Source organism: Vibrio sp. EA2, from assembly GCF_033042495.1.
Classification (GTDB): Bacteria; Pseudomonadota; Gammaproteobacteria; order Enterobacterales; family Vibrionaceae; genus Vibrio.
In genome coordinates this window covers 304,945-318,702 of record NZ_JAWLID010000002.1, presented here as the reverse complement: position 1 = coordinate 318,702, position 13,758 = coordinate 304,945, and the positions used below count along the sequence as shown (strand labels likewise).

Annotated in this window: 10 protein-coding genes; 5 read left to right on the top strand and 5 right to left on the bottom strand. The window is 46.2% G+C overall.

What is annotated here, in order from left to right:
- Positions 1–58: 58 nt before the first annotated feature.
- Complete coding sequence (locus RXX31_RS05775) at positions 59–1,501, top strand: DUF2867 domain-containing protein (protein ID WP_317588143.1); 1,443 nt, start codon at positions 59–61, stop codon at positions 1,499–1,501.
- Positions 1,502–1,541: 40 nt separating this feature from the next.
- On the opposite strand, the gene RXX31_RS05770 is transcribed toward RXX31_RS05775, so the two are convergent.
- Both RXX31_RS05770 and RXX31_RS05765 read right to left on the bottom strand, forming a co-directional pair.
- A complete protein-coding gene (locus RXX31_RS05770; RefSeq protein WP_317588142.1) occupies positions 1,542–2,144 on the bottom strand; it encodes a NapC/NirT family cytochrome c in 603 nt (200 codons plus the stop codon).
- A 21-nt stretch (positions 2,145–2,165) separates the two neighbouring features.
- A complete protein-coding gene (locus RXX31_RS05765; RefSeq protein WP_317588141.1) occupies positions 2,166–2,789 on the bottom strand; it encodes a c-type cytochrome in 624 nt (207 codons plus the stop codon).
- A gap of 566 nt (positions 2,790–3,355) precedes the next feature.
- On the opposite strand from RXX31_RS05765, the gene RXX31_RS05760 reads away from it, so the two are divergent.
- From RXX31_RS05760 to RXX31_RS05750, 3 genes are read left to right on the top strand one after another with little or no spacing between them, the layout of a single operon-like run.
- The gene (locus RXX31_RS05760; protein ID WP_317588140.1) at positions 3,356–5,668 is read left to right on the top strand and encodes an OmcA/MtrC family decaheme c-type cytochrome; all 2,313 of its coding nucleotides are present in this window, start codon (positions 3,356–3,358) and stop codon (positions 5,666–5,668) included.
- Between the two features lie 53 nt (positions 5,669–5,721).
- Positions 5,722–6,708: a DmsE family decaheme c-type cytochrome gene (locus RXX31_RS05755; RefSeq protein ID WP_317588139.1), complete on the top strand. Its 987-nt coding sequence runs from the start codon at positions 5,722–5,724 to the stop codon at positions 6,706–6,708.
- A 10-nt stretch (positions 6,709–6,718) separates the two neighbouring features.
- Positions 6,719–8,701 (top strand): MtrB/PioB family decaheme-associated outer membrane protein, encoded by a 1,983-nt coding sequence (locus RXX31_RS05750; protein ID WP_317588138.1) that lies wholly within the window; start codon positions 6,719–6,721, stop codon positions 8,699–8,701.
- 75 nt (positions 8,702–8,776) lie between these two features.
- Here RXX31_RS05750 and RXX31_RS05745 read toward each other — a convergent pair whose 3' ends face one another.
- The 3 genes from RXX31_RS05745 to rsuA form a co-directional block, all read right to left on the bottom strand.
- Positions 8,777–9,436 carry a DUF2913 family protein gene (locus RXX31_RS05745; RefSeq protein ID WP_317588137.1) on the bottom strand — a complete coding sequence of 220 codons (660 nt, stop codon included), beginning with the start codon at positions 9,434–9,436 and terminating at the stop codon, positions 8,777–8,779.
- A complete protein-coding gene (locus RXX31_RS05740; protein WP_317588136.1) occupies positions 9,436–10,638 on the bottom strand; it encodes a Bcr/CflA family multidrug efflux MFS transporter in 1,203 nt (400 codons plus the stop codon). Before RXX31_RS05740 ends, RXX31_RS05745 begins: the two co-directional genes overlap by 1 nt.
- A gap of 437 nt (positions 10,639–11,075) precedes the next feature.
- Positions 11,076–11,777 (bottom strand): 16S rRNA pseudouridine(516) synthase RsuA, encoded by a 702-nt coding sequence (gene rsuA, locus RXX31_RS05735; RefSeq protein ID WP_317588135.1) that lies wholly within the window; start codon positions 11,775–11,777, stop codon positions 11,076–11,078.
- A 121-nt stretch (positions 11,778–11,898) separates the two neighbouring features.
- On the opposite strand from rsuA, the gene RXX31_RS05730 reads away from it, so the two are divergent.
- Complete coding sequence (locus RXX31_RS05730) at positions 11,899–13,650, top strand: DEAD/DEAH box helicase (protein WP_317588134.1); 1,752 nt, start codon at positions 11,899–11,901, stop codon at positions 13,648–13,650.
- Positions 13,651–13,758 lie beyond the last annotated feature (108 nt).

Sequence of the window (13,758 nt, the reverse complement as noted above, 5' to 3'; positions counted from 1 at the left end):
AAGTGTCTCATGATTATACCTAGTGACGATTATTCCACCAGCAATAAAAGGATAAAGAATGAAAAAGGTGTTGGTACTGGGCGCGTCTGGCTATATTGGCTCCCAACTTCTTCCCCGCTTGCTCGACAAGGGTTACAGTGTCACTGCAGCAGCGCGACATATTGATTATCTGGAGTCACGAGCCCGACCTCACCCTAACCTCACTCTAAAATATCTGGATTTGGCCGACGCTGAAGCAACGTTATCGGTTGTGAATGATTTTGATTTGGTGTTTTTTCTGGTTCACGGAATGGCTCAGGGCGATGACTTTGTCGAATACGAGCTTAATCTTGCCCTGAACTTCAAACTCGCCTTAGAAAGAAGCACGGTCAAACACGTCATTTATCTGAGTGCCATTCAGCCGCAAACCGGTAACTCTCGTCATCTAGCCGCGCGAAAAGCAACCGGGAAAATCATTCGCCAGTCTGGCGTGCCAGTCACGGAATTGCGTGCCGGCGTGATTATTGGCCCAGGCTCTGCCGCGTTTGAGATAATGCGTGACTTCGTTTATAACCTGCCCGTTTTAATCACTCCTAAATGGGTCGACTCCAAAGCTAACCCGATAGCCCTTGCGAACCTCAATCATTACTTACTCTCGCTTGCAGCAGAGCGACCACCGAAAGAAAGCCAAATTTACGAAGTTGGAGGACCAGACACCCTTAGCTATCGAGAACAATTTCAAGTGATTTGCCAGGCGACCAATAAGCCATACCGATTGTGGTCAACTCCTCTACTCACCCCAAGAATGGCATCTTACTGGCTGGGACTCATCACTTCCGTTCCATCGAGTATTGGTAAGGCATTGCTTGCTGGATTAGAGCACGATTACATTGCAGATTCCGCGGCTATTGAAGCGAGATTTCCGCAAGAGATGATCAGTTACGAACAAGCGGTCACAGAGGCTATTGAGCACGAGGGTACGTTTGTTCGCAGTAATGTATGGGGTTTCGAACCCGCGGCGTTAAAACGTTGGCAACCCGGATATGGTTATTTTCCCAAGCAGGCCGGAGCCAACATTAGAACCAAAGCGTCTGCAGAATCTTTATGGAAAGTTGCCCAGAAAATAGGTAGCCAGGAGAAAGGGTACTACTTTGCGAATATTCTATGGCGCACTCGTGAATGGCTGGATATCTTTTTTGGCGGCGGAAAACCCGTTCGAGTCTCACCTCCCGGACCAGATCTTAACGTTGGTGATTTTATTGATTCGTGGAAAGTCATCCGGTGTGAAGAAAACCAGTTTTTATCTCTGTTTTTCGGAATGAAAGGGCCTGGACTCGGACGGTTAGAAATTAGTATCAAGGACGAAGGCGAAGAACGGGAGCTGGACATTACCGCGTGGTGGCACCCACAAGGCTTTCTGGGGCTGCTTTACTGGTTTGCCATGATGCCTGCGCATCTGTTCATTTTTAATGGCATGGTGAAAGCGATGGCTAGCCAAGCGGAGAAAGACCAGGGCCGCTAGGCTACCATATTTTATATGTGTCACAAGCGATGAAGAAAAATCAGCGAAGCATAGCAGTCGTTTCCACTGCTTCTTCTTCCGTTTCTTCCGGCTCATCTTCTGGTAACTTGTGTGCTATTCCGGCGTGACAATCTATGCACGATTGTTCGCGGGACTCCATCATTTGATGTCGACGAGCCGTCGTACGGCCTTGTGCTTCAAAATCCATTCGGTCGACTTGATGACAGTATTTGCACTGCTTAGACTTATTGGCGACGAACTCCTCGGTCACTCTCGCCGCCAGTCTAGGCCGGTGCTCTGACTCAAAGTTTTCCAGCGTGATGTCTCCTTTCAATTTATGGAAGATATCCGCCGTCGCGGTGATTTTAACCATCATTTTCGGAATAAACTCTCTCGGAACATGACAGTCACTGCATGTTGCGGCGATCACACCCTTTGAGTTTTTGTAGTGTATCGACTCTTGGTATTCCTCCACAATCGTATCCATCCCAATGTGGCATCCAAAACAAAAGTCGTTGGTATTTGAATAATTCATAACGCCATGGTAAGCACCTAGCGCACCCACGCCCAAAATAAACGCGACTACACCACCGAGAGGGATGCCGAGCATCCACTTTTTGTTAGGTCGACTCCACCATCCCATATCGTTTGCCCCACTTGTCAGTTATTGGAAACTCGCGTAGTACTCAGACAGTGCAACCAAATCGTCTTCACTTAACGCCTGGACAGCACTATCCATTTTTTTATCCACTGAGCGTGCTCCACTATGGAACTGCTTGAGCGTAGTCAACAGGTAGCCTTTTTGCTGACCAGCCAGAATAGAGGTTTCGTCTAATGGATCGCTCCCACCATCAATATGGCAACTGTCACAGTTTTTCTCGTGAATCATTTTTCCTTTATCAGCCAGTGACTGATCGAAATCTTGCTTCGCGCGCACAAACGAAAGTTGCGAGTAGTGGGCAGCTAACTGTTCCACCTCCTCTTCAGAAAGCGCTTTGACAATTGTCGCCATATCACCGCTTTTGCTCGTGTCACCATAAACGTGCTTGACCGTTGCAGCAGGCCTTCCTTCTCCGTATTGCAACATTTGATCAATAAAATTAAATTCCGGCAAGCCGGCGATAGAAGGAATATTGGTATTTGTCGATACTCCACCCGGTCCATGACATGCCTCACATTCCAAACGCTCAATTAACTCTGGAGCCGAAGCTTGTACTGCAGAAACTAGGAGAAAGTTTGTTGTAATCAACGTCAACGCTTGGGTTATTTTTGTCAAAGAAGAACACATAGGCTGCGATTCCTAAACTTAAATATTTATTGAAAGACCATGAGACCTAGGCGGCTGTTTCTGAGGTTTGCTAGAAAGAAAACGGAATAACCACGACGATTTTCACGTACGCTAACGACTAAACCACTGCTTCTTTATAAACAATTCCGATATCAACCAGTCCAAAATAACATCTCATTCACATACAACATACATATTAGACCACGCTCTTATAATTTGCTGATCTTAGAACTGCAAATATTAACCTTATTTTTTATAAGTCATTGTTATGCATAATAAAACAACAAAATCCATAGCATTCAATACCTTGAGTAACATCACAACATGCAAAAAATCGGTTTAGAAAGCGGTGAAGCACGGAATTATGTCTATACTGATAACAGTCAGTGGTAGAGTGGAATGTTAATTTTGTCCTGTCGTTGTCCACCCTCCCCAAAAGATAACTAACAAGAATAAAGCAACCCACTTTATTTATTCTCGTTATATCAAGAGCCAAAAATTCAATAAGTTGTATCTAACTCAGTCCTACTTTTATTGATATCTATTAGGTGAAAGCGAGAGGGAAAATGAACAATATAAAATCACTTTTCATCACAACCCTTGCCATGTTAATGGCCGCATGTGGTCCAGGCGGTAGCAATGATCAAAATACCCCTCCGCCAGATGTCAGCTCATTCAGCGTCGACATTGAGACACCGATGCTTGTGCCCTCCGACAGTGGTACCGAAACAAAGTTGGTGGTTGACTTTAACGTTTTAGACGGTGCCGGGCGTGACTACACGTTCGACACAGATAAAGACTTTAGAATCGCGGTATTGAAAGCGATGCCAGCCCGCAGTGATGTGGAAGACATTAACGACCCTGCATATGACTATAACGGACGCAACGGCAATACTTTTTGGAAGAGTTTCCATCACTCTAGCAGCGATTTGACTAACCGAGCTTCAATGGAAAATGTTTGGGACGGTCAACTAGAACAAACCGACAACGGCTATCGCTATACCTTTGCAATTCCTGATATTTTGAAAGTCGCTGATCCATATCCTGCTGACTCTGCGGATAATGATGGATATATAAGTTGGGATGAGAATAAATTACACCGAATCGTTTTCGCTTATGGCGATCAGGAGATCGGTTTTACTCATGTCTATGAATGGGTGCCAGGAACTAGTTCCGAGGACACCGTTTCGAGAAATGTCATTGAAGATGGTACCTGTGCAAATTGTCATATGAACGAGCCGCTTCATCACGGACCGGGTTATCGCTCAATTGACAATAACATCGCGGTATGTACTTCTTGTCACAACGACAGTAACCCTGGCGCAGCACCAGCTCGCCGACCTCTCGCCGCTGTCGTACACCAATATCACGGTAACGTGTTTAAACTTGGTAGTAACAGAAGTGACCTTACGACTTATAAACAGCCAGTGGATGACGCAGATCAGTTAGTTACCGATATAGACGGCTTAGTCGTTGAAGGCAGCCCTTTCCCACAAGATGCGCGCAACTGTACTACGTGCCACTCTTCTGACACAGCTAAAGCATCTGACGCAAACAACTGGTTTGAACACCCAACTCAGGTCGCGTGTGAAACCTGTCACTTGTTCCGTGATCGCGGAGCTCATGCAAATCAAGTGGGTACGGCTTGGATTCGAGACGGTTCTCCACAAAATACCTGTACAGGATGCCACCGCCCTTATGAGCGTGATGAAAATGGTGATCCAATCATTGGTGAAGACGCAAGCCGTAGCGCTAAAACGGTTCATATGATGCGTTTAGCGAACCTTTCAACCGCAAGAGAAACGTTAGATATCGAGATTGAACAGGCTCGTTTTATTGATGACAGCTTTGAAGTTCAAGTTCGCATTATGAAAGACGGCGTGGGTATAAGCACGATGGCCGACGTTAATCCATACATTAATAATGACGACCACTTCTACCTTCTAATTAACTGGGATAATGGCGACGGCCCTATATTGTCGTATACAAGCCCGTTAACGTTCTCGTCACCATCGCCGCTGCCAACCGTTGCTCTGGACATGAATGGAGACGGATCGATTGGTGATGGCTGTGTTGCTGAAGGCAACGGTATGTTCACTTGTCAGAAAGACTTGAGCAGTTCTGATGTCAAACCAACCAGCACCTCGAAACTGACTGTCAGCATTGCAGAGGTGCCTCTATGTGCAGACAGAAGAGAAGGCGTACTCAGTGAGTGTGTCAACTTTACTGGTATTGATCTAATCAAGAGCCCATTCATGATTGCAGCAAATAACACGTCAGCAGCGTTTGACATCGGTGGTGTAGAAATTGCTCATGACCTTCCTGTGGGCGCAGATATTGAGAGCTGTAACGGTTGTCATGAAGACTTGGCAATCCACAAAACCTCTCATGCGGCGACTGATTTCCAGCAATGTAAAAATTGCCATAACTCAGAACGTCCATCTTTCTATACTGGCATACCAGCAGATCTGAAATACCACGTACACTCCTATCATGCGTTTGGCTCTCATCGCAATGGCGAAGTGGTCTTCCCGGGAGCAATTAACAATTGTGAAGCTTGCCATACATCGTCTCAATTTAACCTGCCAAGTCAGGAGAATACACGACCGTCATTGGCGATGAATACAGCAGGAGACACTAAATATTACAGTCCAGCTCTCGTGGCCTGTGGTGCATGTCACCTTGAATCAGCGCTCGCTGACGCCGATCCTGAAACTGTCGCAGGTGACGCAATCCTGAGTCACATGCTGAATAACGGCGCGGTCTTTGGTGCTGATACTGCACAAGAAGCCATGGGATCTGAGCAATGTTCGACATGTCACGCTATCGGGCAATCTCAGGGCGTAGATAAGGTTCACAAGGTATATGACTACCGTTGAAAACGTCATTGATCTTAAGTAATTGACGATTAAGGATGAAAAAAGGAATTGTTATGAAAGCAATCATTCAGCGGTGGTTAGTGGTACTCATACTCGGGTTTGGAGTGATCTCTTCGGTAAACTCAGAAGACGTCACCGAGCCCGAGGCGGAGCCGGAAACAGCAACCTTATCGAGAGAAGAGATACAGACCATACTGGATACGAAATTTTCAGAAGGAAAGTACTCACGTCGTGGTCCGGATGGCTGTTTACGATGCCATGATGATACGTCCGATAAGCCTGCATCCGGTATTTTCGATAACGTTCATGGTAAGTCGGCCAACATTCACGGGCCAATGAACGACAAACAGTGTGAAGCGTGTCATGGCCCAGCCAACAACCATGAGCGTAATCCACGTAAAGGGCAAGTTCGGGAACCAATGATCACCTTTGGCCCTAACTCCCCTGTTCCAGTCGAAAAACAAAATAGTGTCTGCTTATCTTGTCACCAAGACGCTAAGCGCTCGACATGGCACAGTAGTGAGCACGCTTTTGAAGGCCTGTCCTGTTCAAGTTGTCACCAGTTGCACCAAAAGGACGACCCTATGATGGTGGCTGAGTTGCAAGCGGATAAATGTACCGATTGTCACATCAAAGCCAAATCGGACATTCACAAGCGTAGCAGTCACCCTGTACTTAATGGCGTGATGACCTGTTCGAACTGTCACAACCCACATCAGACAGCCAACGAAGCAAGTCTCAACTGGTCATCTATCAATGACACTTGTTTCGAGTGTCACGCGGAAAAACGCGGTCCAAACCTATGGGAGCATGAACCTGTTACGGAAGATTGTACAGCCTGTCACTCTCCTCACGGTTCGGTCAATAAAGCTATGTTAAATAAACGTCTGCCAATGTTATGTCAGGATTGTCACCGCGTTCCCCACGCTAACGTTGCGATGCCTGAAAACGACTTGAAGGTTCGTGGTGGTAGCTGTATGAACTGCCATACTCAAGTGCACGGTTCTAATCACCCACGCGGTCAGACGCTAAGATACTAAGGAGGGTGGCATGAAACTTTCAAAAATCTGTATTGCTATATCCCTTGCTTTATCTCTACAAGTACACGCAGAGGATTACTCACTGCAAAATTCTCAAGAGGCGGATACTCGCCGCTGGAATTGTACTGACTGCAGTAGCGACGGAACCTGGAGTGGCGAAGTGGGTGTGGGGATCGGTTACCTTGATAACGACGGTTCAACACGATTCTATAACTGGAACCCACCGCTTCATGGCACAACATCAGACAACAAACATCTGAACGGTAGCTTGAGCGCCGATATTGAGCGCTATGAAGACGATGGATTCTATAATCGCTTTCTCATTGATGATCTGGGACTGCAGCGCTTCTTGCTACAGTGGGAAATCGGAGAGTTTGATGGTTTCCGTTTAGCAGCAAGTTACAGTGAGACGCCTTACTACTGGAATCGCTCATCATTAAGCGCTTATGATGGCAGTGCGGGTTTACTCACTAGTGGCGATTTAACGAAATATGAGCACGAAGTGACACGAGAAACCTTCAAGTTTGAGCTCAAGTACACACCTAAGACGCCTTGGCAGCCCTATGCATCCATGAAGCATGAGCGTAAAGAAGGCACCACTTCACTCTATTCAGCAACAATACCAAGCTATGGTTCTGGTCCCGGATTTATTCCTAAAGCGGTCGATCATGAAACACTGAATACTGAAGTGGGTTTGAGTTATGTTGAAGACCTGTGGTTAGTTGATGTGGCTTATCGTGGTTCTTTCTTCCGTAATGACATGTCAGCGCTCTATTATGGCGACATCACCAACCCTTACGCGAATCAACTTTCTTACGAGCCAGACAACGATTTCCATCAGTTTGCTGTATCAGGTAATTATCGCTTAAATCAACAAACCTTTAATGGACGTATCTTATGGTCACAAGCCACATCTGAAGGCGGATTACTGCCATTTTCGTTGTCCCCTTCTAACTCAGACACCTTCCACGGAGAAACCAACACTTGGCAGGTTAGCGCGGATTATCACAACAAACTTTCACGCGAGACAGCATTGAAAGTGTCTGCTGATTATTCCGACAAAGACGATAGGTCTGATAGACACGATGTCGTCGGTGCAACACGTGACAGTTATGACCGCTCCAAAACCAAACTGGAAGCGGCGGTCACTCATCGCCTCAATCAAGATATCCGATTAAATGCCGGATATGACTATACTCACGACAAACGGGAGTATGCTGATCGTAAAAGTATCGATGAACAAAGTGTGTATATTGGTGCGCGTTATCGTCCGGAAGCACCATGGCAATTGGGCGGTAAGTTATCCTACTTATTCCGTGACGGCTCAAGTTGGCGTAATTCAAGCAGTGACTCACCAAACTTACGACAGTTCTACCTAGCCGATAAAGACCGGATAGAGTTGCGTGGAGACGGTAGCTACGACGTATCAACAGATGTACAACTCCTCGCGGAATTCTGGTACGGCAATGATGATTATGACAAACCTGACATTGGCATGAGTGAAGGTGAAGACTACGGTTATGACCTGAGTGTCAACTTCAACCTATCTGAGGGTCTGAGCGGACACGTATTCTATAACCAACAAATCATTCGTTCAGAACAGCAGCATGCGAATTCTGATGTCGTCGGTTGGAATCGATACAAAACAAAACTAAAAGATGATGTCACCACCGTTGGTTTTGGCGTCAGCAAAGATGGACTACTTGAAGATAAACTCACGCTTTCCCTTGACTACAGTTATAGCCAGGCGGACAGCAAGTCGTCGACAACGTCCAGCGGCTATCAATACCCGGATAATGAATACAAATCTTCGCGTCTTGAAGGTGTTGCGGATTATGAAATATCAGACAACCAAAACGTTCAACTCAATATTCGCTACGAAGACTACTCCGAAGAGGATTACCTATTTGATAATGAAGTGAACAACATGGGTGACGTTCTTCAGGACTATGACGGTATTTATGGCGGCGTAGTCTGGAAGTACCGCTTCTAGTCGGTGTTAGCTTCAAAAAAAAAAGCATCAGATACATTGCGGATCTGATGCTTTTTATTTATCAAAGCGAATAAATTACGCTTGGAAACTTAGCGGAATTTCGGCTAGCTGATTGCCTTCGTTAGCAGGAAAGATTAGGTATTCACCGTGATATTTCACCATCGATTTGTAATCTGTAACCTTATGCACCATAAAGCCCGCTTGCGATGCTTTTTCGACGAACTCAGCATGGTTACCGCGCACAAACCAACTCATTGGTTTAACCAGTAACTCACCATCAAAACAGCTTTCACACTGATCGGCACAAAGTGCTAATGAGTTTTGACCTTCGGTAAAAATCTGAACCTTACCACATCCCACTAATTGCTCAGAGGTAGACACTTCCCAGCCCGCTTGCTCCATGACATCCAAAAAGGCTTCAATATTAGCGTCTTTAATCGCTTTGGCTTCTTCTCCTTCAGGGAAGAACTGTGCGTAATAGGCTGAGATACGTTTAAAGATAAACAACAAGCCCGAATCGTTCCCTTTTGAACGCCCCGCTTTTTGCCAACGAGTCAGGTCATCGCCCACCACTCGGCCAAATTTTTGCGATTTCAGTGCTTTTGTTACCCAACGTACCAAGTAATGGTTATTAGCCACAGGCGCATTCGCCAGCTTACCTGAGCGATGTTCCGCGTCCAAATCTGCCAACGCAGAGTTAACCAGGTTCTGAATTTCTTTGGTGTAATCCGACATTACGCCTTTCTTCCTAAAGTCCAATAAAACAGTGCAGACAGCACTGAACAAGCAAACATAACAATAATCATAGGCCAAGCCACTCCGCCAGGAAGAGCCGCCACGAACGCACCAACCAGCGACCCCATACCGAATCTTAAAGTCCCGGCTAGTGACGATGCAGTACCAGCCATTGACGGGTAACCACTTAAAAGTAGTGCCATTGCGTTACTGCCAATCGTCGATAACGTCCCGATGAAGAGTACAACAAAAGGTACTGTTCCCCACAAGTCTAAATCCAGCATCCAGCTCACCAGCAAACCAATGCCCGCTAAAAGCTGCACAGAGAGACCAAAGCGAAGCATCGCATGCGAACCTACTTTTTTCACCAAGCGGCCGTTAATGCTGGTCATGATGATCATCGCAACAATATTCAAACCAAACAGGTAGCCAAAGTAATCAGGTCGAACACCGTATATATCAATATAGACAAATGAGCCCGCGGTAAGGAAAGCAAACATTCCAGAGAATGAAAATGCGCCAGCTAACATCAGGCCCAGCGCTTCTGAACTAGAACACAAACGAGCGTAGTTTCTTAGTGTGGTACGAAAGCGTAAAGGTTGACGATTTTCTGGTTTCAATGTTTCCGGGATCTTCCAAAATACGAGAGAAATGACCACAACGGCAAATATCGCCAGAATCCAGAAGATCGATCGCCATCCAAACCAGATCGCAAAGTGCCCGCCAATCATCGGCGCAACTAGCGGCGCGATTGTGATCACCAGAGTGACAAATGACATTGTACGGGCAAAGTCCTCACGGTCAAACATGTCGCGAACCACCGCCTGGATGATTACCGCCGCCGCTGCACCAGCAAAGCCTTGCGCGGTACGAACATAAGTAAGCGCGTCGATACCATTAGTGGTCGCACTTACGACGGCCGCCAAACCAAAGAACAACACACCCAAAATCAGAACAGGCCTACGTCCGAAACTGTCTGAAAGCGGTCCATGGATTAACTGCCCGATCGCAAAACCCGCGGTATATGCCGTTAACGTAATTTGTACTGCACCTGGCGTTACACCAAGATCTTTCGCAATGGCAGGCATCGCAGGCAAGTACATATCAATGGCAAGCGGTGTCAGTGCGCCAATCGCCCCAAGAACGATGAATAGTAAAAAGGAGAGTTGGGATTGCGGAGCACTTTGAGCTTTTTCTGTCATTCTTTTACCTCTAGTTATGTCCTGAGCACTCACACCCTGTTATGGGCGCCGTGATCGTTGAAGCCTCTCATATCGTCGATAATAGAAGTAACGGCAACTCCACAATCTCGATTACAAGGTTCAAAAGGACGAATGGATACCAAAGTGCTGCAAACGACTCGAACAATAAAGCGTATGATAACGATTCAAATTCATACGCCGTCGATGATAATAAGGCGATGAATAATGGAACTCACTCCATCATTACTTCACCACACCGGATATTTTACGAGAAAAGTCAGTATCTTAGATAAACGAACCTCAGTTAATAACTTGAGGTTAGACATTGACTAAAATTGTCTGGCACTAAATCTATTTGGTAGGAGCCGCCATTCTGAGCGATTTCCTACCAAAAAACCAGTTCCCAATAGGAACTAAATAATTTCCTAGAGCTATGATTAATTCCAGATTGAATCAATTTCATCTTGAGTCAAATAACGGTAATCACCCGGTTCGAGTGCTTCGTCCAGCTCGATAGAACCGATGCGTTCACGATGTAAATACTCAACTTTGTTACCGAGTGCAGCAAACATGCGTTTCACTTGGTGGTATTTACCTTCAACGATGGTTAACAACAGCTCATTTTCAGCTTCATTCACTATCTCTAGCTGAGCCGGTAACGTTGCATCCTGTTCATTACGCAGCATGATGCCTTCAGCCAGTTTCTCTGCATAATCAGGCTCGATAGCGTCAACCAGCCAAACGCGGTAGGTTTTCTCACATTTGTGTTTTGGCGAAGTGATACGGTGTGACCATTTACCATCATCGGTAATGAGCACCAGACCGGTAGTGTCAACGTCAAGACGACCAGCAAAATGCAGATTCTCGATTTTTGGCTCATCTAACAACATGAATGCGGTTTGATTGAAGCCATCTTCATGTGAACAAACGAAATCAGCAGGTTTGTACAACATAATGTAACGTGGCCCCGGCGCTGCAACTACGCGGTCTTCCCACATGACTTCCGCACCTTCCGGTACTTTAAATGATCCACTTTTTTGAATGTCACCATCGACGGTCACTTCACCACTTTTGATGATCTTTGTTGCCTGCTTGCGCGTCGCGCCCAGAGCGTCACACAAATATTTATCTAAACGCATGAATACCTCATTGAATTATACCCAAATGCTCTCCGAATCGTGGTTCTAAGATCACTTGGGTATAAAAGTCAGGTATTATAACGTTCCTGGTTGGAATAGTTGAGCAATTTCACATTTTTTCATGTATACACTTCGTCCCTATCAAGCTGACTCTGTAAAAGCGGTCATTCATTACTTTCGTAAACACTCGACACCTGCCGTGATTGTGTTGCCAACTGGTGCGGGCAAAAGCCTGGTGATTGCCGAGCTCGCTCGCCTGGCTAAGGGGCGAGTTCTGGTGCTGGCTCATGTTAAAGAGCTGGTCGAGCAAAACCATGCGAAGTACGAAGGTTATGATTTAAAAGGATCTATTTTCTCTGCTGGTCTTGGTCGCAAAGAAACCGACCAGCAAGTCGTATTCGCTTCCGTCCAGTCGGTGGTAAGAAACTTAGATGCCTTCAAAAACCAGTTCTCACTACTGGTTATCGACGAATGCCACCGCGTACCCGATGATAAAAACAGTAGCTATCAGAAGGTGATTACTCATTTGCGCGAGCTTAATCCGGGTATTAAGGTACTCGGTCTTACCGCCACACCCTATCGTTTGGGCATGGGTTGGATTTATCAGTACCATACTCGCGGGCAGGTCCGCACAGAAGAACCTCGTTTCTTCCGCGACTGCATCTTTGAGTTACCGATTCGATACTTGCTCGATGAAAACTTCCTGACGCCAGCACGCATGATGGACGCACCAGTTTTGTCCTACGACTTTTCGCAGCTTAAACCCACTAATACCGGGCGCTACAAAGAAGCGGAAATGGACATGGTGATCGACAAAGCAAAACGCGCTACGCCGCAAATCGTCGAACAAATCATTCAGTACGCAAAAGACCGACATGGAGTGATGATTTTTGCCGCCACGGTTCGTCATGCACAGGAGATTCATGGCTTATTACCTGAAGGCCAAACTGAAATTGTCATTGGTGATACGCCAACGCCAGAGCGTGACACCATTATTCAAGCGTTCAAAAACCGTGAAATCAAGTATCTGGTTAACGTATCAGTATTAACCACCGGGTTTGATGCACCGCATGTTGATCTGATTGCCATTTTGCGTCCGACAGAATCAGTCAGTTTGTATCAGCAAATCGTTGGCCGCGGGCTACGTCTGTCAGAAGGTAAGTCCGAATGTTTGGTTCTGGATTACGCAGGCAACAGTTACGATTTGTATCAGCCAGAAGTTGGCGATCCCAAACCCGACTCCACCAGCGAGATCATTACCATTCCCTGCCCTGCTTGTGGTTTTAATAACAACTTCTGGGGCAAATTGGATAGCAATGGCTTTTTGCTGGAACACTTCGGCCGCCGTTGCCAGGGTTACTTCGAAGATGAAGACACGGGTGAACGTGAGCATTGCGGTTACCGATTCAGAGCAAAATATTGTGGAGAATGTGGTGCGGATAACGACATCGCTGCGCGTATCTGCCATGAATGTGATAACACATTAGTCGATCCGGACAAAAAGTTGAAAGAAGCGCTAAACCTGAAAGACGCGTTGATATTCGAGTGCACGGAGATGGACTTGTCTGTCTTCAAATCCAAAGACGGCAAGTCTCAGCTGAAAGTCACCTACTCTGGAGAAACGTATCAGGGTGAAGGTAACGCCTTAGTTCATGAGTTCTGGTCTCTCACGACTAAAAAGCAAAAACAGAACTTCAAAGATCAATTCGTTCGCCCTCACCTCGCGGACAAGCATCGCCCGTTTGAAGAAGCGTCCCCTACTCGAGTCGTGGCAAATCAGCACCGATTTCGCTTACCGCAATTTGTGATTGCCAGAAAATCAGGGCGTTTTTGGAAACTGCGTGACAAAATTTTTGATGATGAACTGAAGTAGCGTTTACCAACTCGAGCGATTCATTTCAATGCTGGTAACCCGTGGACCTTTCGACTTTCTGGCAGACAGGTTCACCTTCTATTCATATACCACTGCCTATAATTCTGC